Below are 21790 nucleotides of genomic sequence, written 5' to 3'. Positions count from 1 at the left end.
GTTCACCCGCGGATCAGCTCCTGCCCATCTATGCGCAGGAGGGTCAAATATCGATACCGGAATTCTCTCTCCACGCCGCGTTGCTATCGTTGATTTACATTGAGCGCTACATCCCCCGCCTGACCCATCGCCGCCGAATTCGGTGCTGATGGGTCTGTAGGCGCTCAGAACACAATGGAAGATTGGATCCCCCATGGCACAGAAGGTTGTTACAACACTCGTCGATGATCTCGACGGCTCCGAACTGAAGCAAGGTGAAGGCAAGACGGTGGCCTTCGCGCTGGACGGCTCGACCTACGAAATCGACCTGTCTGAGAAGAACGAGAAGGCGCTGCGCGAGGCGCTCGAACCTTACTTGAAGGCGGCCCGTAGCACTTCGCGCGCGAAGGCTTCTAGTTCCGCGAGCTCCGCTCGCAGCAACAAGGAGGAGCTGGCCGCGGCTCGCAGCTGGCTCCGGGCCAACGGTCACGACGTTTCTGACCGCGGTCGGATTCCGAGTGCACTTCTCGAGAAGTTCCGCGCAGCTGCGAAGTAGCCATTCGCGCCGGTGATGGATGCCGAGCTAATTGAGGCTTGGCATCCATCACGGCAAGACCGTGTCCAGTGCTTTTGCAGTCGCGCATTCCTCGCCAGTTTCTCAGGGAAGTGAGTGGCATGAGGATGCGCGGAGGTCGTCTCCCAGCTCCGTCGTCTGACCGAGGCCGCGGCGCCCTCAGCTCAATCCACTTGCGACGCCGGCTCGATGATGAACGTGAGACCCATCCGTCGGGCGAGCCGAGACAACTGTGTTGAGTGCCGCGGGCGTTCGAGAACCATGTCCGCGGCGATCTGAGCCCGGAGCAACATCGCGAGGTTCATGCCGAGCCAGTTCACCTCGAGCTCGTTCTCTGGGTTTCCCCGAAGCACCAAACCCCACGGATTCTCAACTGAGGTCTCGACGACCTCCGTAAACGCATCAGCGAGCGTGTTCGACGGATGGCAGAGCGAACTGATCGCCCTGTACATTAGGTAGACCTCGGAGCCGCCAGCAAGGGCATCGCAGCGTGATTTGATGGACCGACCGGAACCAGTCGACTTGTCGCCCAGATATTCGAGCGTGTCCTCGATTTGCTCGAGCGCGTCTGCGGCGTCGAATCCGCGTTGGACGATTCCTTCGAGAAGCGATTTTCGTTCTTTTGCAGAGGCATTAAGGAGGTTGGGGGTCCTGTCCGGATATACAGCAAGCCAGGATGCCGTCACAGCGAGTTCCATAACGGATCGGACGAGCGGCAGCGCCTCGAAGGCCAACCCCGCCCGGTAGAGAAGCACGACGGCAGCACTGAGGCTATTTGCCTGGCTGACGAATGCGCTGATGAGCGCCACGTTGGTGCCATGACGCGTACTGTCGACCCGCCAGGGGCGGTCTGAGTGCTTCGTCCATAGGCCGGTGAGCTTGTCTAGTTCGAGAATCACCTGAGCCTCATCCCGCAGCCAGCTCTGTTTAAACGCCCCGATTAGTGGCGTGGTCTGCTCGTTGTTCACACAGTCAGTATCCGGCCTTGAGCTGATGTCGACTCCCGACAGCGGCCATTTGAAGTGAATTGCACTGCCAGTTCGACAGATCGAGCCGCCGCCACGCAGTCGTCAGCCATCAAAGCCTGGGCGCAATTAGTTCAGGCCGCCCGATTTGGGCGCGCGTTCGCTCCCGCGCGTCCCTTGCGCAACGGGCGTGAGGATGGCCCGCGGCTCCCGAGCACTCCAAGGGGAGTAACTGCGCTCGGCACCTCTTCCGTCGCGTTCCACGTCGAAATAACGACGAATAAACTGCGAAACTGGCGAAACAAGCAGCTACACACTCCCGTGTGTCTGAGTCGAGATTTGGCCATTGACCAGGTATTTGGAGCGGATGACGGGAATCGAACCCGCGCTATCAGCTTGGGAAGCTGAAGTTCTACCATTGAACTACATCCGCGTGGCGCCGGAGCGTCCTGAGTAATCGTACATGACCCGGCGGGCCTCCGTTCGGTCCCTGAGCTTGTCGAAGGGCGGGGTGTGGTCGTGTGCCCTTCGACAAGCTCAGGGACCGGGGCTCGGCTCAGGGACCGGGGTTCGGCTCAGGGACCGAGGTTTGGCTCAGGGACCAGGGATAGCTCAGCGAGCGGGGTCGGCTCGGTGAGCCGGGTGCCCGGAGCTAGGCTGGTTCACCGTTCCCCGAGCGGGACGGGATCGAGGGTGTGACGTGAAGCGCAGCGCAGGTGTCGTCGTGGCCGGCCTCGCCGCCGTTGCCGTCGCCGGGTTCGGGGTCGCGAGCGCCATGGTCGCCCGACGCGTCATCGGGGCCGGACGAGTTCACTACAGCGAGGTGTTGCCGACCTCGTCGCCGATGACCGTGCGGCTCGAACGGAACGCGGCCACCGTGCTGCCGGGACGATACGGGCTCGAGTTCGACGACGGCTCGCGCGTCATCGTCGGGCCGGTGATCGGTCGCGAGACGGCGGATGGCTCCGTGATGCGAGCTGTGGTCAGCGGCCGTGTTCCCGCAGCAGCAACCCGTGCGCGGTTCACCGGCGCGGCCGTGACACCCGCGGACCTCGGGGTGGACGAGGCGCGCGTGCCGAGGACACGGTCAGGGGCGTGGCGATTCGATGGCGATGACAGCGAGGCCAGCGACGGCACCTGGGTTGTGCACACCCACGGACTCGGGGCATCGCCGCTGGCCACGCTTCGCTCGGTGCAGGCCGTGCAGCGCGCGGGACTACCGTCGCTCGTCACCTGCCTCGGGTCTGCGTTCGCCGAGCGTCGCTCCGGGGCTGACGCCACGGACGTCGACCGCGTCATCGCTGCCATCGACGACGCCGTGGCGCTCGGTGCGCGACGGGTCATCGTCTGCGGGTGGTCCTACGGCGCCGCCCTGAGCCTCGCGGCGGCACGCGAGCGACCCGAGGTGGTGCAGGGCGCGATCCTCATCTCGCCGATGCTCGGCCTCAGTGAGACGGTCCTGCATGCGGCTGCGGTCGCCGGGGTGCCACGGGTGCTCGTGCACTCGGCGCTCGCCGTACTCTCGACGCCGGTGCTGGCGCGATCCGCCGGGGTGCGCGGCGCGGTTCCGGTCCGCGCGCTGTCCGCCGGGCCGATCGACGGTCTGCCGACGCTCGCTATCCACTCGCCCGGCGACACGACGATCCCCGTGGAGCTCACGCGGGCCGTCGCTCGCCGTTCACCCTCGTTCGAGCTCGTCGAGGTCGACGCGGCGCCGCACGGCTTGGAGTGGAACGTCGCGCCGGAAGCGTTCGAAGCGGCTGTGCGGGAGTGGCTCGAAGCGCGCTGATCGGGCGCTCCGCGGTCCCTGAGCTCGTCGAAGGGCGGGGTGTGTCCGTATGCCCTTCGACAGGCTCAGGGACCGGTGCCCTCGACAGCCTCCGGGACCGGCGGGGCCGGACCTACTTCGCGTAGCGGTAGCGGGCCCCGGTGTGCTCGTCGGGGAGGCGGTCGCCACGGCCGTGGAGCTTGTGGCGGAGGCTGCCCTCGACGTACTCCTCGGGGTAGGCACCACGACGACGCAGCTCGGGGATGACGAACTCGACGATGTCCTCGAAGGTGCCGGGCGTGATGGCGTAGGCGAGGTTGAAGCCGTCGACGTCGGTCTCCTCCACCCACTCCTGCAGGGTGTCGGCGATCTCCGACGCACTGCCGACGATCCGCGGACCGAGCCCACCGATCGCCCCCATGCGCGCGATGTCCTTCACCTTGAACTCGCCACCCTCCTCGTTGGCCGCCTGGTAGTTGGCGACCGCCGACTGGATGGCGTTGCTCTTCACGTTGCCGATCGGCTCCTCCGGGTCGTACTGCGACAGGTCGATGCCCATCCAGCCCGACATGAACACGAGCGCACCCTCCTGCGACGCGTACTGCAGGTAGTCCTCGTGCTTCGCCTGGGCCTTCTCGCTCGTCTCGTCGGTGATGATCGTCAGCAGCGTGTAGATCTTCGCCGAGTACCGGTCGCGACCGGCGGCCTCGAGGGCGTCGCGGATGCGTCCGACCGTCGCCTTCAACCCCGCCTTCGTCGACGCACCGACGAAGATCGCCTCCGCGTTGCCCGCCGCGAACTGGATGCCGCGCGGCGACGCACCGGCCTGGTAGATCACCGGCGTCCGCTGTGTGGAGGGCTCGGACAGGTGGATGCCGGGCACCGTGTAGTGCTTGCCGAAGTGGCCGATCTCGTGGACCTTCGTCGGGTCGGTGAACACGCCCGTCTCGCGGTCGCGCACGACGGCGTCGTCCTCCCATGAGCCCTCCCACAGCTTGTAGAGGACCTCGAGGTACTCGTCGGCGACGTCGTACCGCTCGTCGTGCTCGAGCTGGTCGTCGTGCCCCATGTTGCGCGCCGCACTCGGCAGGTAGCCGGTGACGACGTTCCAGCCGACCCGCCCCTTCGTCAGGTGGTCGAGCGTCGACATGCGCCGCGCGAACGGGTACGGGTGTTCATAGGCGGTGCCGGCCGTGACGCCGAAGCCGAGGTGCTTGGTCACCGCGGCCATCGCCGACACGAGCAGGATCGGGTCGTTCACCGGCACCTGTGCGCCGTTGCGGATCGCCGCCTCGTTGCTGTCGCCGTAGACGTCGTAGGTGCCGAGGACGTCGGCGATGAAGATGCCGTCGAAGTTGCCTCGCTCCAGCAGCTGCGCCAGGTCCGTCCAGTAGGAGAGGTCCTTGTAAGTGCTCGAGCGGTCGTCGGGGTGACGCCACATCCCCGACGCCTGGTGGGCGACGCAGTTCATGTCGAAGGCGTTGAATCGGATCTGTCGGGTCATACGCACGATCCTGCATCACGAGTCCCGGACGTCGCCTGGCAATCGGCCTCGCCCGTAACAGGGCGTCATCTCGGTCCCGGACATCACCTCTGCGAGGTGTCCTCCGCCGCGATCGCCTCGGCATACTCCGCGTCGCTGAGCGCGCCGACCGTCGAGTGCCGCCGCCCGTACCCGAGGTAGAGCGCCGCGCCGACGAGCATCCAGATGAGGAACACGATCCAGGTCGTCCCGCCGAGCGACACCATCAGCCCGAGGCACATGACGATACCGAGCGCGGGGACCACCGGGAACAGCGGGACGGAGTAGCTGCGGTCGAGGTCGGGACGCAGGCGACGCAGGAGGATGACCGACAGGTTCACGAGGGCGAACGCGAACAGCGTGCCGATGCTCGTGGTGTCGGCGAGCTCGCCGAGGGGGATGAGGGCGGCGACCACGGCGACGACCGCTCCGACGATGACGGTCCCGGCGACGGGTGTCCCACTGCGGCGACCGACGCGCGAGAACACCCGCGGCACCATGCCGTCCTGCGCCATCCGGTACAGGATGCGCGTCTGCCCGTAGTAGACGGTGAGCACCACGCTCGCGATCGCGATGACCGCGCCGATGGAGAAGAAGAGCGCGACGATCGGCTGTCCGGTGATCTCGGTGAGGATGCCGACGAACGCGGACTCGTCGTCGGCGAACTCGGTCCACGGGCGGGCACCGATCGCGGCGATGGCGACGAGGATGTAGACGGCGGTGACGATCACCATCGACAGGATGATCGCGCGCGGCAGGTCGCGGCGCGGGTTCGTCGCCTCATCGCCGGCGGTCGACGCCGCATCGAAGCCGATGTAGGAGAAGAACAGGCGGCTTGAGGCTGCCGCGACACCGGCGACCCCCATGGGCGCGAGCGGTTCGAAGTTGCCGAGCGAGAACGCCGAGAACGCGATGACGACGAAGACGAGCAGCACGGCGAGCTTCACGAACACCATGATCGTGTTCGCCCAGGCGCTGTCCTTCGCACCGCGGACGAGCAGCAGCATCGCGAGCAGGACGAGGGCCGCGGCCGGCAGGTTGATCAGTCCGTCGGCGACGCCGATCGGGTTCGCGAGTGCCGGCGGCAGTCCCAGGCCGAACACCGCGAGCGCCTCGTTCACGTACTGCCCGGCGCCGACGGCGACCGCCGCGACGGAGACCCCGTACTCGAGCACGAGGCACCACCCGCACACCCAGGCGACGCCCTCACCCATGGTCGCGTAGGCGTAGGAGTAGCTGGATCCGGAGACCGGCACCGAACCGGCCATCTCGGCGTAGGACAGGGCCGACAGGAGTGCTGCGAGCCCGGCGACCGCGAACGCGATCCAGACGGCGGGTCCGGCGAGCGGAACTGCGGTGCCGAGCACGACGAAGATGCCCGTGCCGAGCGTCGCACCGACGCTGATCATCGTGAGCTGCCAGACACCGAGCGAACGGCGGAGCGACGTCCCCGGGTCGGCGGGATCCGTCCCGAGTCGGACGAGCGGCATGCGCCGGCGCAGCTGCGCGAGGAGCGGGAGTCGGCGATCAGTCACAGGGATCCATCGTAACCGTGGGTGCGAGGAGCGTCGGGCGCGCTCGCACTCACCCGGTCTCGGCGAGCTCCGGTCTGGTCTCGTGTCGTCGGCCGTCGGGTGTGGTCCAGGTGAGGATGCCGCCGGGACGGTGTTCGAGGTTCCAACCCGGCAGGTGTTTCAGCCGGTGATGATGTCGGCAGAGACAGGCCAGGTTGTCGACCGCTGTCGTGCCGCCGTCCTGCCAGGCGACCGAGTGGTCGAGGTCGCAGTTCCGGGCCGCTCGTCCGCAGCCCGGAGCCCGACACGTGGTGTCTCGCAGGCGGACGGCGCGCGCGAGGTCTGCCGGTACCCGGTACTGCTCGCGCCCGACGGACACGACGGCTCCCGTTTCCGGTTGGGTGAGGATGCGGGTCATCGAGGGCGCGGTGACCGCGAGTCGGGCAGCGGTGTCGGGGTCGATCGGGCCGTAGCCGTCGAGCACGCCGGGTTCTTCGGTGACGCCGAGGGTGGACAGCGCTGGGACGGTCATCTGGACGGTGGCCCTGATGCGGGCCTCGATGCCGACGGGCTCGGCGAGCAGGGGGTCGGCCCCGGCGGCGACCGCCTCTTCGGCGATCCTGGCGGCGTCGTCGAGCGGCGCGGAACCGGGGAGCCACGTGAACGTCCCGGTCGTCTCCGGGTCGACCGGGATGGGACCGACGTCGTCGCGCACCGTGCCGGCGACGGCGAGCGACGCGAGGGCATCGGCGCGCAGCTGCGCGAGCGTGCGGGTGTCGCCGGCGATCCGCGCCGTCACCGCGACGGCGTCGAGGCGGTTCCTGATCGCGTGCGCCAGCGGGGCCGTGGTGAACAGGTGCAGCCAGGCCATGCCGTCGGCCGCGGCCTCGAGCTCGACACGGCGGTCGGTGATCGAGCGCGTGCGCCGGGCGGTGATCGATTCGGGGTGCAGCCGCTCCCGCACGACCCTCGCGCGCTGACGCAGGCGTGCGGTCGTCGATCGGAGGGCGACGGGCAACACCTGCTCCACGAACACCGCGCGGCCCTCCACCGGGACGTCGCGCAGCTGGTCGGTGATCGCGCGGGCGTGACCGCCGCTGATGGAACCCTCCGCGAGGGCCTCGAGCACGGTGGGTGCGTGGTGGACGAGCGCCTCCGCGTCGCCGACCCGCGCCTGGAGCGTCGGCTCGGACATCCTCGTGGCGATCGCGAGCGACGCGCACATCGAGCGCCTCGCGAGGTCGCGTGCGTCGGTGGAGGTGGTGCTCGCGGAGACGAGCGCTGACGCGGTGGCATCGGCGTAGGAGAAGGCCTCGGCCAGCAGCCGCGCCTCCTCGGCTTCGAGCGCCGCGCGCCGCCGGGCGAGGTCGACGAAGCGGTCGGTGAACGACGCCATCCGAGCCGCGAACGCATCGCTCGGGTGTTCCGGGTGCTCCGGATACCCCGAGCGCTCGTGCACCTCGGGGCCCTCGAACGTGGCGGTCTCGGTCATGACTCCAGTCCAACATGGACCACTGACATTCGAGATGATCACCAGGATCCGAGCCGCTCGGACCCGCCCATCGCCTCGCACAGACGACCGCCGAACACCAGGGCGAGCCCGCCGTCACCGGTGGCTCGTACGATGAGCGGGTGGGTATGCGTTCGCTGCTGAGTCAGCTGGCCGGGGGAGTCCGAGGAGCGGCGCCGGAGGGCGTCGACGAGCAGGCGGTCGTCCGCCTCAACGCCGAACGGCCCGTGCGCGAGGTGCTCGAGTTGGCCGGCCGGATCGGCGAGTCGATGCTGGCACTCGGAGCCGCAGCGGCCGAGGTCACCGACGCCATCCGCCGGGTGTGCCGCGCGTTCGACCTCGAATGCCAGGTCGACCTCACCTTCACCTCCATCCTCATCGCGCACGACGGGTCCGAGCTGTCACCGGGCGTCACCGTGCTCCGCGTAGTCCGCTCGCCCTCCGCCGACTTCGACCGCCTCGCCAAGGTCGTCGTGGTCGCCGAGGGCATCACCAACCGATCCGAACCGATCATGACGGTCACCGACGTCGCCCGCGACGACGAGGCCGACCTCCGCGACGAACTGCACGCCCGCCTCGGCGCCGCCCACCGCGACCTCGACCGCATCCTCACCGCACGTCGCACCTACCGTCGCGGCTTCATCACCGTGCTGCTGTCGACCATGGCGGCGGCCGTCGCGGTCCTCCTCGGCGGTGGCGTGGTCTCGATGCTGCTCGCCGCAGCCACCACGGCACTCATCGACAGCGCGTTCCGGGCCCTGAACGTCTGGAAGCTGCCCGTCTTCTTCCTTCAACTCACCGGGGCGGCCATCGCCACGACCGTCGCCGTCCTCATCTCGATCCTCAGCCCCTACGTCCCGGACGACCTCTCCGCCCTGCCGCCCGCCCTCATCGTCGCGTCGGGCATCGTCGTCCTCCTCGCCGGGGCATCCCTGGTGGGAGCGGCCGACGACGCGATCAACGGGTTCCCGGTCACCGCGAGCGGACGCCTCGTCGAAGTGATGCTCCTCACCATCGGGATCGTCGTCGGCATCGGTGGCGTCCTCGACCTCGCCCGGCGCCTCGGCATCTCCCTGGTCCTCTTCGACCTCCCGGTGAGCCCGTGGCCCGTCGCCGTGCAGATCGTCGGCGCGGCTGTGGCCTCCGCCGCCTGGGCGATGGCTTCGCAGGCGGCCCTCCGTGCAGCGTTCTTCGCCGGGGTCACCGGCGCGATCGCGTTCTCCGTCTTCGTGTTCGTCTCCGGCAGTGGCGTCGCGCCCGCCGCAGCCAGTGCGCTCGCCGCGCTCATCATCGGCTTCGCCGCGGAGGCGCTCGGCCCGCGGCTGCGGATCCCCGCGATCATCCTCACCATCTGCGGGATCGTGCCGCTGCTGCCCGGGCTCGCGATCTACCGCGGCATGCTCGCGCTCGTGAACGGCGAGCAGGGTTCCGAGGGGGTCGAACAGCTGCTGCAGGCGGGCCTCACCGGCCTCGCGCTCGCCGCCGGCGTCACCCTCGGCGAGATACTCGCGCGCCGCACGGGCGTCTCCGGCCGCGTGCTGCTGCCCGGGTACATCCGGCGCTCCAAGCGGCACCCGCGCTGAGCAGCCCCGGCCGCTGAGCGGCTCCGGTCACTGAGCTTGTCGAAGCGCGCCCTTCGACAGGTTCAGGGACCGGAGTTCGACTCAGGGACCGGCTGGCGAGGCCGTCCGCTGCCGCTCCTGGGGCTTCGCCGCGGACGTCAGGAACGATGCCAGGACGACGACGGCGAGCACCACGATCATCGCGCCGCGCAGACCGAAGTGCTCCCCGAGGAATCCGAGCAGCGGCGGACCGACGAGGAACGCGACGTAGCCGGCCGAGGCGACGGCGCCGACGGTCGTCGTCGGATCGTCGCTCTCACCTGCCGCCGAGAGGGTCACCGGGAAGCCGAGCGCCGCACCGAGCCCCCACAGCAGGACCGCGAGCCCCGCGACGAGGACACTGTCGGAGAACACGACGAGCGCGATCCCGACCGCCGACACCAGTGCGCTCACCCGCAGCACGTTGGCCTTGCCGAAGCGGGCGAGGAGCGGTTCACCCGCGAATCGACCGATCGTCATGGCGAGTGCGAACCCGGCGAAGACGATCGATCCGACGGCGGCCGTGGTGCCGTGCCCGTCGACCATGATGAGCGGCAACCAGTCACCGGCGGCGCCCTCGGCCAGCGCGAGGGCGAGCACGATGAGCCCGAGGAAGATCACGCGCTGCTGCCGCCAGACCGCGAGCTGCGCACGGATCCCGGGGGAGCCGGCACCCGTGTCCGACTGTCGTCCGGTCTCGGCGGGGATCTTCGGGATCGCCCACAGCAGCGCCGCCAGAGCGACGGCCGCGACGATCAGCAGATGGATCGTCACCGGGAAGGCGATCGCCGTGAGCGCGATGCCGGCCACGGAGCCGATGACGGATCCGAGGCTGTAGCAGCCGTGGAGCACGGGCAGGATGGACCGCCCGGACAGCTGCTCGATCATCGCGCCCTCGATGTTGATCGCGATCTCGGCGAGGCCGAAGCCCAGGCCGATGCCGATCAGCCCGAGGAAGACGCCGACGCCCTGGCCAGCACCCGCCATGAGAGCGAGCAGGGCGAGCCCGATGACGAAGGCCGCCCCGCCGATGACGATCGGGCGACGCGCACCGAACCGGCGGACGAGCGCCGCGGACGACAGGATGCCCGTCATCGAGCCGACGGAGATCCCGAAGAGGATGAGTCCCATCTCGGCGGTGCTCGCGTGCACGAGGTCGCGGACCGCGGGCGTCCGGACGATGAACGACGACAGGCCCACGCCGACGGTGAGCATGAAGACGAAGATCGCCCCGCGCCGCCGCCGAAGAGGGGCGGACAGCGCGGGGCGGGGGTTCGCCTGGCCGGCGCGAGCACTCATGCTCCGAGCCTAGAGGCGGTGATGCGGTGTGACGGGCGTGTTGCTAGCCCGACGGGTTCTCGACGGGGTCGCCCTGGGCGTCGGTCCCCGTCTCGGGGTCGACCTCCTCGGGCTTCGTCACGGCCTGCTCGATGTCGTCGTCGTGCGCGCGCTGCGCATCCGACTGGGGTCCGTTACTGGACATCGCCACGCCATCCCTGTCCGGTCTGGCCCTCGGATTCGACGAGCTTCTTGAAGTTGCCGAGGTCCTTCTTGACCGCGTGGCCGGCCACACCGACGGCGGAGCCGAGGTGCTCGAGGAGGCCCTTGGGCTCCCAGTCCAGCTGCACGGTGACACGCGTCTTGGCGTCCTCGAGGCGGTGGAAGGTGACGACGCCGGCGTGGTCCGCCTCGCCGCCGGTGCTGTTCCAGGCGACGCGCTCGTCGGGGTGCTGCTCGGTGATCTCCGCCTCGAAGGTGCGGGTCTGTCCGGCGACGCTGACCGTCCACTCCGTGAGGGTGTCGGTGACCTGCGTGATCGAGTCGACCTCGTCGAGGAACTTGGGGAAGTCCTCGAAGCGGGTCCACTGGTTGTAGGCGACGGAGACGGGAACGTCGACGTCGATGGTTTCGATGACCTGGGTCATGAGCGCCATCCTCTCTGGTTCTGCGGTACCTGCATGGGTCTCGTCCGGAAAGCCCGGACGCGACTGCGACGGTACGCGTGCAAGCTGCGATTCCGGGGGCATGGCCTCGGGCGCTGCAACCTGTTACCCTGCCCGTCGCGACGCGAGCGCTCGCTCAGAGCTGGAAGCGGTACCCCATGCCGGCCTCGGTGAGCAGGTGGCGGGGAGTGGCCGGCTCAGGTTCGAGCTTCTTCCGCAGCTGCGCGATGTAGAGGCGCAGGTAGCCGGTGTCGGTCACGTGCGTCGGACCCCAGATCTCCGTGAGCAGCATCTGTCGGGTCACGAGCTTGCCGGCGTTCCGGATGAGCAGCTCGAGCACCTGCCACTCCGTCGGTGTCAGGCGGACGGTGGCCGGGGACGCACCAGGGGTCTGCCTGGTGACCTGCTTCGCGGCGAGGTCGACCACGATGTCGCCGAACCGCACGGTGGGTTCGGCCTCGGCGCCGGGGACCCGCCGGGTGAGCGCGCGGATCCTGGCGAGCAGTTCGTCGATCGCGAAGGGCTTCGTCACGTAGTCGTCGGCTCCGGCGTCGAGCGCCTCGACCTTGTCCGTCGAGCCGGCACGACCGGACACCACGAGGATGGGCGCGTCGGTCCAGCCGCGGAGCCCCTCGATCACCTGCCGTCCGTCGAGCCCCGGCATGCCGAGGTCGAGCAGGTACAGGTCGGGCCGGTGCGTCGTCGCGGCGTTGAGCGCAGCGGTGCCGTCCTCGGCCGTGATGATCTCGTACCCGCGGGCGGTGAGCGTGATGCGCAGGGCCCGGAGGATCTGCGGGTCGTCGTCGGCGATCAGGATCTTCATCGAGCGCTCCCCTCCTGATCACGTGCCGCCGGCAGTGACACCACCATGGTGAGGCCCCCACCCGGCGTGTCCTCCGGTTCGAGTGTGCCACCCATCCCCTCGACGAAGCCCTTCGACAGCGCGAGTCCCAGGCCGAGACCGGTGAGGTTGTCGGTGTCGCCGAGCCGCTGGAAGGGGACGAACACGTCCTCGCGTCGGTCGGGCGCGATGCCCGGGCCGTGATCCACGATGCGGATCTCGACGGCGTCGCGGAACCCGCTCGTCGCGATCCGGACGGGGGTGTCGTCCGGGCTGAAACGCTGCGCGTTCGTCAGGAGGTTCACGATGACGCGCTGGAGGAGGCCGGCGTCGGCGAGGACGGGCGGGAGGTCGGGTGCGAGGTCGAGTTCGGCGTCGTGCGGCCCGATGCCGAGCTCGTCGAAGGTCGGCAGGATCGCGTCCTCGACGTCGATCGGCGCGACGGTCACGGCGAGGACACCGGCCTGGAGACGACTGACGTCGAGCAGATTGGTGACGAGGGCCGCGAGCGTGCGCAGGCTGTCGTCCGCGGTCTCGAGGAGGTCCCTGCGGTCAGCCGTGGTGAGCTCGACGTCGGTCGCGCGCAGGCCGGTGACGGCGGCGGTCGCGGCGGCGAGGGGGCGCCGGAGGTCGTGACTGACCGCCGAGAGCAGCGCGCTCCGCACCCGGTCGGTCGCGGCCAGCGGGCCGACCTCCTGGGCGGTGGCGCGCAGATCGGTGTGTTCGAGCGAGGCGTCGAGCTGCGCCGCGATGACGGCGAGCAAGCGGCGGTCGGACGCGGCGAGCACGCCACCGTGCAGTTCGAGCACCGCGCGGGTGCCGATCGGGATGCTCGTGAAGTCGCCTCCGCGGGTCGGTTCGCCGTCGACCGCGAGGACCTGCTCACCCGCGACGAGGCGCACCCCGGCGAGCGAGAAGGACTCACGGGTGCGGCTGACGAGCGCCTGCAGGGCGCCTTCGCCGCGGAGCACGCTGCCCGCGACCGTCGCGAGCAGCTCGGACTCCGCCGCCGCGCGCCTCGCCGTGCGAGCCCGCCGCGCCGAGAGGTCGACGACGCCGCTCACGATCACCGCGATGACGACGTAGAGCACGAGCGCGACGAGGTGCGCCGGGTCGTCGATGGTCACGGTGTAGAGCGGTTGGACGAAGACGAAGTCGAGCGTGACCCCCGACAGGACGGCGGCGAACACCGCCGGCCAGAACCCGCCCACGAGCGCGACGAGCACGACGAGGAGCTGGTAGGACAGCACCTCGCTCGTGATCGACTCCTCGGTACGGGCGAGGTGGAGGAGCCAGGTGACGAGCGGCCCGCCGATGAGCGCGAGCGCGAAGCCCGCGATGTGGCGCCGTGCGCTCAGAGCACCGCCGAGCTTCGGCAGTCGGAACCGACCGCCCGCCGCCTCGTGGTTGACGATGTGGACGTCGATGTTGCCCGACTCGCGGATGACCGTGTTGCCGATGCCGGGCCCCGTCACGGCGGCGGACAGGCGACTGCGCCGGCTGACACCGATGACGAGCTGCGTCGCGTTCGCCGCTTTCGCGAAGTCCACGAGCGCGCGCGGCACGTCGTCGCCGACCACCTGGTGGAAGGTGCCGCCGAGGGTGTCGACGAGCGCCCGCTGCTGCGCGAGTGCGCCGGGGTTCGCGGTGCGGAGGCCGTCCTGTGTCGTCACGTGCACCGCGATGAGCTCGCCACCGGAGGAGCGGGCTGCGATCCGGGCGCCGCGTCGGAGCAGGGTCTCGCCCTCCGGGCCGCCGGTGAGGGCGACGACGACCCGCTCGCGCGCCTCCCAGGTGCTGTCGATGCCGTGTTCGGCACGGTAGTCGCGGAGGGCGGAGTCGACCTCGTCCGCCAGCCACAGCAGCGCCAACTCGCGCAGTGCCGTGAGGTTGCCGAGGCGGAAGTAGTTGGACAGGGCGGCGTCGATCCGCTCGGCCGGGTAGACCCGGCCGCCGGCGAGCCGGTCGCGGAGGGCCTGTGGAGCGAGGTCGATGAGTTCGATCTGGTCGGCCGCCCGCAGCACGGCGTCGGGGATCGTCTCCCGCTGCGGCGCCCCGGTGATCTGCCGGACGACGTCGTTCAGCGACTCGATGTGCTGGATGTTCACCGTCGAAAGGACTGAGACACCGGCGGCGAGCAGAGCTTCGACGTCCTGCCAGCGCTTCTCGTTCGTGGAGCCGGGGGCGTTCGTGTGGGCCAGTTCGTCGACGAGCGCGAGTCCGGGGCGGCGTGCGAGAACGGCCTCGAGGTCCATCTCGTCGAGCGTCACGCCCCGGTGCTCGACGCCCCGACGCGGGAGGGTCTCGAGCCCCTCGGTCAGGGCGGCCGTCGCGGCCCGACCGTGGGTCTCGACGACCGCGACGACCACGTCGACACCCTCCGAAGCGAGGCGGTGGCCCTCCTCGAGCATGGCGTAGGTCTTGCCGACCCCGGGGGCCGCGCCGAGGAGCACCCGGAGTCGTCCGCGCTGCATGGTGTTCAGCTCTCCTGGAGCAGGGCGCTCTGCCTGCCGACCCCTGGGGTCGCGCTGTGTCGTCCGCGCTGCATGGTGTTATCCGTTCAGTCCGGCCACGGCGAGGTTGAGCTGCAGGACGTTGACCGTGGACTCCCCAAGGTAGCCGAGGTCTGGGCCCTGCGTCAGGCGCTCGACGAGGGCACGGACCTCGCCCTCGTCGAGGCCGCGCTCGGCGGCGACGCGGGGCACCTGCAGCAGCGCGTAGGCCGGGCTGATGTGCGGGTCGAGGCCGGACGCGGAGGCCGTCAGCGCATCGGCGGGGATGCTCGACGGATCGACGTCTTCGAAGGCGGCGATGGCCGCGCGGCGCTCCTCGATCGAGGCGACGAGGTCGGTGTTCTCCGGCCCGAGGTTGCTGCCGCTCGACGCCCCACCGTCGTAGCCGTCGCCGGCCGCCGACGGACGCGACTGGAACCACTGCGGCAGCGGCTTGCCGTCGGCGTCGGTGAACGACTGCCCGATGAGCGCCGAGCCGACCGTCTCGCCACCCTCAGTGACGGCGGATCCGTTCGCCTGCCAGGACATCGTCGCCTGCCCGATGCCGGTGACGACGAGGGGGTAGCCGACGCCCAGGACGACGGTGAGGGCGAGCATGGCCCTGATGGCGACCCAGTACTGGGCGATGCCGCTGCGGGATGCACTCATGATGATCTGTCTGCTTTCGTGTGCTGGGTGGGGCTAGAAGCCGGGGATCAGGGTGACGACGAGGTCGATGAGCTTGATGCCGATGAACGGCGCGATGACGCCACCGAGCCCGTAGACCAACAGGTTCCGGCTGAGGACCTTCGAAGCGCTGAGCGGTCGGTACTTCACGCCGCGGAGGGCCAGCGGGATCAGGATCACGATGATGATCGCGTTGAAGATGATCGCCGAGAGGATCGCCGACGCGGGGGAGTGCAGCTGCATGATGTTGAGCAGTGCGAGCCCCGGGAACACCCCGGCGAACATGGCCGGGATGATCGCGAAGTACTTGGCGACGTCGTTCGCGATCGAGAACGTCGTGAGGGCGCCTCGGGTGATGAGCAGCTGCTTGCCGATCCGGACGATGTCGATGAGCTTCGTCGGGTCGGAGTCGAGGTCGACCATGTTGCCGGCCTCCTTCGCAGCGGAGGTGCCCGTGTTCATCGCGACACCGACGTCGGCCTGTGCGAGCGCCGGAGCGTCGTTCGTACCGTCACCGGTCATCGCGACGAGGTTGCCACCCTCCTGCTCCTTGCGGATGAGCTCGAGCTTCTGCTCGGGCGTCGCCTCGGCCAGGAAGTCGTCGACTCCGGCCTCGGCGGCGATCGCCTTGGCGGTGAGCGGGTTGTCACCCGTGATCATGACCGTGCGGATGCCCATGGCGCGCAGCTCGGCGAACCGCTCCGCGATGCCGGCCTTCACGACGTCCTTCAGGCGGACGACGCCGAGCACCCGCGCGGTGCCGGTGGTGTCGGTCTGCGCGACGACGAGCGGGGTGCCGCCGCCGGCGGACACCGCCTCGACGTGCTCCTGGAGCTCGGCGCGGGTCGCCTCGGCAAGGGATCCGAACGACTCCACCCAGGCCAGTACGGCCGAGCCGGCACCCTTGCGGATCTGTGCGCCGTCCGGCTGGTCGAGGCCGCTCATGCGGGTCTGCGCGGTGAACGGGACGATCTCGCCAGCCCCGGACCCGTCCAGGTGGATGCCACGCTCGGCCGCGAGGTCGACGATCGACTTGCCCTCGGGCGTCGGGTCGCTGAGCGAGGACCGGGCGGCTGCCTGCGCGAGCTCTTCCGGCGTGACACCGCGGAGGGCGATGAACTCGACCGCCTGGCGGTTGCCGTAGGTGATGGTGCCGGTCTTGTCGAGCAGCAGGGTCGTGACGTCGCCGGCGGCCTCGACCGCGCGGCCGGACATCGCGAGCACGTTGCGCTGCACGAGTCGGTCCATGCCGGCGATGCCGATGGCCGAGAGCAGGGCGCCGATGGTCGTCGGGATGAGGCAGACGAGGAGGGCGATGAGGACCGGGACGCTGACGGGAGCCGCCGCATAGGAGGCGATCGGGTTGAGCGTCAGCGCGACGACCACGAACACGATCGACAGGCTCGCGAGCAGGATGTTGAGCGCGATCTCGTTCGGCGTCTTCTGCCGCGCCGCACCCTCGACGAGGCCGATCATGCGGTCGACGAAGGTCTCGCCGGGCTTCGAGGTGATGCGGACGACGATGCGGTCGGACAGCACGCGGGTGCCGCCCGTGACGGCGCTGCGGTCACCGCCGGACTCGCGGACGACCGGGGCCGACTCGCCCGTGATCGCCGACTCGTCGACCGAGGCGATGCCCCAGACGATGTCGCCGTCGCCCGGGACGAGCTCGCCGGCGGTCACCACGACGACGTCGCCGAGGGTGAGGTCCGCCGAGGAGACCTGGCCGATGGCGGCGTGCTCCGCGGACGGGTCCGCCGAGGCGTCGTAGGTCGTGACCTGGTTCGCCATGGTCGAGGTGCGCGTCTTGCGGAGGCTGTCGGCCTGCGCCTTGCCGCGTCCCTCGGCCACGGACTCAGCGAGGTTCGCGAAGACGACCGTGAGCCACAGCCAGATGGCGATGCCCCAGGTGAACGACGCCGGCACGGCCGACCCGCCGGACTCCTGCGCGCCACCGAGGAACGGTTCGGCGATCGCGAGGACGGTCGTCAGTGCAGCCCCGACCTCGACGATGAACATGACCGGGTTCTTGACCATCAGCCGCGGGTCGAGTTTGCGGAAGGCGCCCGGGGTCGCGGCGAGCAACTGCGCCGGACCGAACGCGGCCTTCGCGGGCTCGTGGTGGTGGTCCTGCTCCTGCTCGGGTTCCGCCGGGGCGGGAAGCGTGTGCGTGGTGGACATGGTTTATGACAGCCCTTCCGCCAGGGGACCTGGCGCGAGTACGGGGAAGGAGGTGGGTGCGGTGATGATCACGCGGTGTGCGTCGTGGACGTGGCTCATGACAGCCCTTCCGCCAGGGGACCTGGCGCGAGTACGGGGAAGGAGGTGGGTGCGGTGATGATCACGCGGTGTGCGTCGTGGACGTGGCTCATGACAGCCCTTCCGCCAGGGGACCTGGCGCGAGTACGGGGAAGGAGGTGCGTGCGGTGATGATCACGCGGTGTGCGTCGTGGACGTGGCTCATGACAGCCCTTCCGCCAGGGGACCCAGCGCGAGGACGGGGAAGTAGGTGAGTGCGGTGATGATCACTGCGACACCGGTGAGGAGGCCGACGAACTGCGGCCGGTTGGTCGGGAGCGTTCCGGCCGTCGAGGGGACCCGGTCCTGCGCGGCCAGCGAACCGGCGAGCGCGAGGACGAGCACGATCGGGATGAAGCGACCGAGGAGCATCGCGACACCGAGGGCCGTGTTGAACCACGGGGTGTTCGCCGTGAGGCCGGCGAACGCGGAACCGTTGTTGTTCGCGGCGGAGGTGAAGGCGTAGAGGACCTCGGACAGGCCGTGGAGGCCCGGGTTCCAGATCGACGTCGTCTCCACGTCCGAGCGGACGCCGGGGATGGCGAAGCTCAGTGCGGTGCCGGCGAGCACGAGGGTCGGCGTCACGAGGATGTACAGGCTCGCGAGCTTGATCTCCCGCGGGCCGATCTTCTTACCGAGGTACTCCGGGGTCCGGCCGACGAGCAGCCCACCGATGAACACGGCGATGACGGCGAGCACGAGCATGCCGTACAGGCCTGAGCCGACGCCGCCGGGGGCGATCTCGCCGAGCATCATGTTGATCATCGGCATCATGCCGCCGAGTGCCGTGTAGGAGTCGTGCATCGAGTTGACGGCACCCGTCGAGGTGAGCGTCGAGGTCGAGCCGAACAGCGTCGAGGCGAAGACACCGAAACGCTGCTCCTTGCCCTCCATCGCGCCGCCGGCGGCCAGCGGTGCTGCACCGAGGCCGCGGGCTTCGAGCGCCGTGAGGATCGAGAACGAGGCGAGGAAGATGACGCCCATGACCGCGAGGATCGTGTAGCCCTGCTTGTGGTCGCCGACCATGCGGCCGAAGGTGCGCGGCAGGGAGAACGGGATCGCGAGCATGAGGATGTTCTGGACGAGACTCGTCCAGGCGGTCGGGTTCTCGAAGGGGTGCGCGGAGTTCGCGTTGAAGAACCCGCCGCCGTTCGTGCCGAGGAGCTTGATGGCCTCCTGGGAGGCGACCGGTCCGCCGGGGATGGTCTGCGTCGCGCCGGTGATGGTCGTCACGTCGGTGAAGCCGTTGAGGTTCTGGATGGTCCCGCCCGCGATGAGCACGACCGCCATGACGACGGAGAGCGGCAGCAGCACGCGGAGGGTGCCGCGGGTGAGGTCGACCCAGAAGTTGCCGATGGTGCCGCTGCGGCGACTCGCGAAGCCGCGGACGAGGGCGATGGCGACGGCGATGCCGACGGCGGCGGAGACGAAGTTCTGCACCGCGAGGCCCGTGAGCTGCACGGTGTAGCCCATCGTGACCTCGGGGGAGTACGACTGCCAGTTGGTGTTGGCGACGAACGACGCGGCCGTGTTGAACGACAGTCCCTCGGGGACGGCGGGGAGGCCGAGTGCGAAGGGGAGGACGGCCTGCGCACGCTGGAGGGCGTAGACGAGGAGGACGCCGACGAGCGAGAAGGCGAGCACCCCGCGGAGGTAGGCCTGCCAGGTCTGCTCGGAGCGGGCGTCGACACCGATCACGCGGTAGAAGCCGCGTTCGACGGCGAAGTCCTTGCTGGAGGTGTAGACCCGGGCGAGGTACTCACCGAGCGGACGGTAGAGCAGCACGAGAACCAGGACGAGGGTCGAGACCTGGAGGATCGCGAAGAGGGTCTGCATCAGAACCTCTCGGGTTTCACGAGCGCGTACACGAGGTACACGACGGCGGCGACGGCCAGGACGGCGGCGAGGAGTTCGAAGACGATCACAGTCTCTCCACTCCCCGGGCGACGAGGCCGACCAGAGCGAACACGGCGATGACGCCGAGCACGTAGACGAGGTCGAGCAAGAGGACTCCAGTGGGTGCGTGGTGCGGGTGCGTGGTGCTGTGTCCCGTTCGGGACAGCTCAGAGCCAACACCCGTCAGCGACCTCCGACGGCGGTCCTCACGGTTTCCATACGCCTTCCGCGTGGATCCTCACGACCTCCCTACGGTGCGTGGTGCGCGGGGCTGGAACGCCCACGCGCGGGCGGGGTTGTCGCGGGTGATCGTCGACACCGCTTCCACGCCGAGGGCCCTCGCCAACTGCGGTGCGACGGTCGTCAGGAGCGCCGCCGGACCGTACTCGTCCGGCCGCGCGCGGGAGGCGGACGTGGTCGTGTCGGCGCCGAGGAGCAGTGCGGGCAGGTGCCCGTCGTCGATGAGGGCTTCGAGGATCCGCGCCAGTCGAGCGGGGTCCATCGGATGAGCCGGCGATGGCGTGTCGAGGCACACCCACGCGCCGGAACGCGCGGCATCGAGGATCTGCTCGACGTGAGTGTTCCGACCGAGATGTCCGAGGACGATGGACCTCGGGTCCACCTCGTCGGCGTCCAGCGCCGCCAGGACGAGCCCGGCCGCCGCTCCCTGCTCGAGGTGCACCGCGATCGGCGCACCGGTGGCGTGATGCGCCACTGCGGCGGCCCGCAACGCGTCCCGCTCGTCCTCGGCGAGGCGGTCGAGGCCGACACCGATCTTGATCAGTCCGCACCCGTGCCGGTCGACGTCGTCGATGAACGCCGCTGCGAGCTCGTCGGCCGAGCGCGCGGGTTCCGCAGCGCCGTCGGGGTAGACGCGTCGCAGATGACGTCCGGTCGCCGCCACGACGCGGACCCCCGTCGACGCACTGATCCGCCGGAGCGCCGGGAGGCCGCGTCCGAGACCTCGAGGCGTCCACTGGACGACGGTCCTGCCGCCCACCGCTGCGAAGCGCTCGACCGCGGTCGTGGCGTCAGGCTCGTCGACCAGGTCCTCACCGGCCAGGACCGGTGTCCGGAGGAAGAGGTGGTCGTGCGAGTCGACCACGCCCGCCGTGGCCGGGTCGATGTCACCGAGCACCGTGCGGATCACCCGGGTCATCGCGTGTCGGCATCCACGCCGGTCGCCGCTTCGGGCAGGAGTCGCAGGGCCGCCATCACGCGGGGCAGACCGACATACGGCACGAGGTGGACGAGCGCCTCGGCGAGCTCCGTCCGGGTCATCCCGATCCGGACCGACGTCGCGAGGTGACCGCTGAGTTGCGGGTCGACGCCGCCGAGCGCGGTCAGCGCACCGATGATGAGCAGTTGTCGGTCGCGCGGCGTCAGGCCGTCGCGTTGGTAGGTCCCACCGAACACGGCGCCGACGATCCACTCGTCGAAGCCCGGCGCCGCCGCATCGACCGTCGCGCGCCAGGCAGCGGTCGTCGTCTCGTCCTGCAGCTCCGCCAGTCGTTCGCGGCCGGCCGCCACATCGAACACCTCGTGCATCGTCGCTCCCTGCATCGTCGCTCCCTCGCTCGTCCTGCTCTCACCGATCGCCGTTGTAACGGTTGACACGTTACACTCGAACTATGACGACCGAGACCGACTTCCGCTTCGACGGCGGAGCCACCTGGCTGAACCTGCTCGCCACGCAGGGGCAGAGCTTCGGAACGCGGCCGGTGGAGCGGATCGGGACGCCCGAGGCGGGGCGGCGGTGGCTCGGCCTGGTCGGGTTCGGGGTGGATGGCGAGCTGAGCGCCGACGACCTCGACCGGCTCGTGCGGTTGCGGGAAGCGCTCCGCGAGATGGCGATGGCGTCGGTGGCGAAGCGCGAGCCGGATCCGGAAGCACTGGCGCAGGTGCGTGAGCACGCGTCGAGGTCGGCCGGAGCGCTGTGGAGCGGTCCCGCTCCCGACGGCGTCCCGCTCGACGCGGCGCTCGCCGGAATCGCCGTCCAGGCGCTGGTGATGCTGCAGGGGCCGGACCGGGAGCTGTTGCGTCAGTGCGCCGAGGTCGACTGCCGCTGGGTGTTCCTCGACACCTCCGGCAGGCGGCACTGGTGTCCGTCGCCGGCCTGTGCCAGCCGGGGCCGGGTCCGCGCCCACCGTGCGCGACAGGGCGCTCCGAGCGCCGACTGATCCGGGTCGTCCCGTCAGCG

19 protein-coding genes and 1 tRNA gene are annotated in these 21790 nt (G+C 69.7%); 4 read left to right on the top strand and 16 right to left on the bottom strand.

Annotation, left to right across the window (positions count from 1 at the left end; all coding sequences use genetic code 11):
• Positions 1 to 193: 193 nt before the first annotated feature.
• A complete protein-coding gene (locus ITJ62_RS02605; RefSeq protein WP_194599560.1) occupies positions 194 to 535 on the top strand; it encodes an Lsr2 family protein in 342 nt (113 codons plus the stop codon).
• A gap of 182 nt (positions 536 to 717) precedes the next feature.
• On the opposite strand, the gene ITJ62_RS02600 is transcribed toward ITJ62_RS02605, so the two are convergent.
• Both ITJ62_RS02600 and ITJ62_RS02595 read right to left on the bottom strand, forming a co-directional pair.
• On the bottom strand, positions 718 to 1521 hold the full coding sequence (locus tag ITJ62_RS02600; protein WP_194599559.1) for a DUF5677 domain-containing protein: 804 nt from the start codon (positions 1519 to 1521) through the stop codon (positions 718 to 720).
• 356 nt (positions 1522 to 1877) lie between these two features.
• Positions 1878 to 1951 (bottom strand) — tRNA-Gly (locus ITJ62_RS02595).
• 267 nt (positions 1952 to 2218) lie between these two features.
• Here ITJ62_RS02595 and ITJ62_RS02590 point away from each other — a divergent pair.
• On the top strand, positions 2219 to 3307 hold the full coding sequence (locus tag ITJ62_RS02590; RefSeq protein WP_194599558.1) for an alpha/beta fold hydrolase: 1089 nt from the start codon (positions 2219 to 2221) through the stop codon (positions 3305 to 3307).
• 112 nt (positions 3308 to 3419) lie between these two features.
• Here the strand turns inward: ITJ62_RS02590 and ITJ62_RS02585 are convergent, their stop codons facing one another.
• From ITJ62_RS02585 to ITJ62_RS18860, 3 genes are all read right to left on the bottom strand, one after another.
• Positions 3420 to 4790 carry an LLM class flavin-dependent oxidoreductase gene (locus tag ITJ62_RS02585; RefSeq protein ID WP_138946129.1) on the bottom strand — a complete coding sequence of 457 codons (1371 nt, stop codon included), beginning with the start codon at positions 4788 to 4790 and terminating at the stop codon, positions 3420 to 3422.
• Between the two features lie 83 nt (positions 4791 to 4873).
• On the bottom strand, positions 4874 to 6298 hold the full coding sequence (locus tag ITJ62_RS02580; RefSeq protein WP_194600218.1) for an APC family permease: 1425 nt from the start codon (positions 6296 to 6298) through the stop codon (positions 4874 to 4876).
• Between the two features lie 94 nt (positions 6299 to 6392).
• The gene (locus ITJ62_RS18860; RefSeq protein WP_228497782.1) at positions 6393 to 7814 is read right to left on the bottom strand and encodes an HNH endonuclease signature motif containing protein; all 1422 of its coding nucleotides are present in this window, start codon (positions 7812 to 7814) and stop codon (positions 6393 to 6395) included.
• A gap of 146 nt (positions 7815 to 7960) precedes the next feature.
• Between ITJ62_RS18860 and ITJ62_RS02570 the strand changes: the two genes are divergently transcribed.
• Positions 7961 to 9415: a threonine/serine exporter ThrE family protein gene (locus ITJ62_RS02570; RefSeq protein ID WP_228497932.1), complete on the top strand. Its 1455-nt coding sequence runs from the start codon at positions 7961 to 7963 to the stop codon at positions 9413 to 9415.
• An 81-nt stretch (positions 9416 to 9496) separates the two neighbouring features.
• Here the strand turns inward: ITJ62_RS02570 and ITJ62_RS02565 are convergent, their stop codons facing one another.
• From ITJ62_RS02565 to ITJ62_RS02515, 11 genes are all read right to left on the bottom strand, one after another.
• A complete protein-coding gene (locus tag ITJ62_RS02565; protein WP_194599556.1) occupies positions 9497 to 10732 on the bottom strand; it encodes an MFS transporter in 1236 nt (411 codons plus the stop codon).
• Positions 10733 to 10775: 43 nt separating this feature from the next.
• A complete protein-coding gene (locus ITJ62_RS02560) occupies positions 10776 to 10916 on the bottom strand; it encodes a hypothetical protein (RefSeq protein ID WP_194599555.1) in 141 nt (46 codons plus the stop codon).
• Positions 10906 to 11358: an SRPBCC family protein gene (locus tag ITJ62_RS02555; protein WP_194599554.1), complete on the bottom strand. Its 453-nt coding sequence runs from the start codon at positions 11356 to 11358 to the stop codon at positions 10906 to 10908. Before ITJ62_RS02555 ends, ITJ62_RS02560 begins: the two co-directional genes overlap by 11 nt.
• Before the next feature lie 154 nt (positions 11359 to 11512).
• Entirely contained in the window at positions 11513 to 12199 is a 687-nt protein-coding gene (locus ITJ62_RS02550) for a response regulator (protein WP_159877263.1), read from the bottom strand.
• A complete protein-coding gene (locus ITJ62_RS02545) occupies positions 12196 to 14691 on the bottom strand; it encodes a DUF4118 domain-containing protein (protein WP_194599553.1) in 2496 nt (831 codons plus the stop codon). Before ITJ62_RS02545 ends, ITJ62_RS02550 begins: the two co-directional genes overlap by 4 nt.
• Before the next feature lie 78 nt (positions 14692 to 14769).
• Positions 14770 to 15378 (bottom strand): potassium-transporting ATPase subunit KdpC, encoded by a 609-nt coding sequence (kdpC, locus tag ITJ62_RS02540; RefSeq protein ID WP_194599552.1) that lies wholly within the window; start codon positions 15376 to 15378, stop codon positions 14770 to 14772.
• 33 nt (positions 15379 to 15411) lie between these two features.
• A complete protein-coding gene (kdpB, locus tag ITJ62_RS02535; protein WP_194599551.1) occupies positions 15412 to 17577 on the bottom strand; it encodes a potassium-transporting ATPase subunit KdpB in 2166 nt (721 codons plus the stop codon).
• Positions 17578 to 17856: 279 nt separating this feature from the next.
• Complete coding sequence (gene kdpA / locus ITJ62_RS02530; RefSeq protein ID WP_194599550.1) at positions 17857 to 19530, bottom strand: potassium-transporting ATPase subunit KdpA; 1674 nt, start codon at positions 19528 to 19530, stop codon at positions 17857 to 17859.
• A complete protein-coding gene (gene kdpF, locus ITJ62_RS02525) occupies positions 19530 to 19619 on the bottom strand; it encodes a K(+)-transporting ATPase subunit F (protein WP_056009336.1) in 90 nt (29 codons plus the stop codon). Before kdpF ends, kdpA begins: the two co-directional genes overlap by 1 nt.
• Before the next feature lie 209 nt (positions 19620 to 19828).
• A complete protein-coding gene (locus ITJ62_RS02520; RefSeq protein WP_194599549.1) occupies positions 19829 to 20749 on the bottom strand; it encodes a phosphotriesterase in 921 nt (306 codons plus the stop codon).
• Complete coding sequence (locus ITJ62_RS02515) at positions 20746 to 21207, bottom strand: carboxymuconolactone decarboxylase family protein (protein WP_370581788.1); 462 nt, start codon at positions 21205 to 21207, stop codon at positions 20746 to 20748. Before ITJ62_RS02515 ends, ITJ62_RS02520 begins: the two co-directional genes overlap by 4 nt.
• A gap of 14 nt (positions 21208 to 21221) precedes the next feature.
• Here ITJ62_RS02515 and ITJ62_RS02510 point away from each other — a divergent pair, with 14 nt between their 5' ends.
• The gene (locus ITJ62_RS02510; protein WP_194599548.1) at positions 21222 to 21770 is read left to right on the top strand and encodes an ABATE domain-containing protein; all 549 of its coding nucleotides are present in this window, start codon (positions 21222 to 21224) and stop codon (positions 21768 to 21770) included.
• The last annotated feature ends 20 nt before the right edge of the window (positions 21771 to 21790 follow it).

This window comes from Plantibacter sp. VKM Ac-2876 (assembly GCF_015350715.1).
GTDB classification, from domain to species: domain Bacteria; phylum Actinomycetota; class Actinomycetes; order Actinomycetales; family Microbacteriaceae; genus Plantibacter; species Plantibacter auratus.
Note: the sequence above shows the minus strand (reverse complement) of the source record. Positions and strands in the feature narration are given on the sequence as shown.

Bases quoted from the DNA above. Each gene is read 5' to 3' on its own strand.
- kdpA (WP_194599550.1), bottom strand. From the start codon at position 19,530: ATGCAGACCCTCTTCGCGATCCTCCAGGTCTCGACCCTCGTCCTGGTT.
- ITJ62_RS02565 (WP_194599556.1), bottom strand. From the start codon at position 10,732: ATGAGTGCTCGCGCCGGCCAGGCGAACCCCCGCCCCGCGCTGTCCGCC.
- ITJ62_RS02560 (WP_194599555.1), bottom strand. From the start codon at position 10,916: ATGTCCAGTAACGGACCCCAGTCGGATGCGCAGCGCGCGCACGACGAC.
- ITJ62_RS02605 (WP_194599560.1), top strand. From the start codon at position 194: ATGGCACAGAAGGTTGTTACAACACTCGTCGATGATCTCGACGGCTCC.
- kdpB (WP_194599551.1), bottom strand. From the start codon at position 17,577: ATGTCCACCACGCACACGCTTCCCGCCCCGGCGGAACCCGAGCAGGAG.
- ITJ62_RS02555 (WP_194599554.1), bottom strand. From the start codon at position 11,358: ATGACCCAGGTCATCGAAACCATCGACGTCGACGTTCCCGTCTCCGTC.
- ITJ62_RS02550 (WP_159877263.1), bottom strand. From the start codon at position 12,199: ATGAAGATCCTGATCGCCGACGACGACCCGCAGATCCTCCGGGCCCTG.
- ITJ62_RS02520 (WP_194599549.1), bottom strand. From the start codon at position 20,749: ATGACCCGGGTGATCCGCACGGTGCTCGGTGACATCGACCCGGCCACG.
- ITJ62_RS18860 (WP_228497782.1), bottom strand. From the start codon at position 7,814: ATGACCGAGACCGCCACGTTCGAGGGCCCCGAGGTGCACGAGCGCTCG.
- ITJ62_RS02585 (WP_138946129.1), bottom strand. From the start codon at position 4,790: ATGACCCGACAGATCCGATTCAACGCCTTCGACATGAACTGCGTCGCC.
- ITJ62_RS02570 (WP_228497932.1), top strand. From the start codon at position 7,961: ATGCGTTCGCTGCTGAGTCAGCTGGCCGGGGGAGTCCGAGGAGCGGCG.
- ITJ62_RS02510 (WP_194599548.1), top strand. From the start codon at position 21,222: ATGACGACCGAGACCGACTTCCGCTTCGACGGCGGAGCCACCTGGCTG.
- kdpC (WP_194599552.1), bottom strand. From the start codon at position 15,378: ATGAGTGCATCCCGCAGCGGCATCGCCCAGTACTGGGTCGCCATCAGG.
- ITJ62_RS02545 (WP_194599553.1), bottom strand. From the start codon at position 14,691: ATGCAGCGCGGACGACTCCGGGTGCTCCTCGGCGCGGCCCCCGGGGTC.
- ITJ62_RS02580 (WP_194600218.1), bottom strand. From the start codon at position 6,298: ATGCCGCTCGTCCGACTCGGGACGGATCCCGCCGACCCGGGGACGTCG.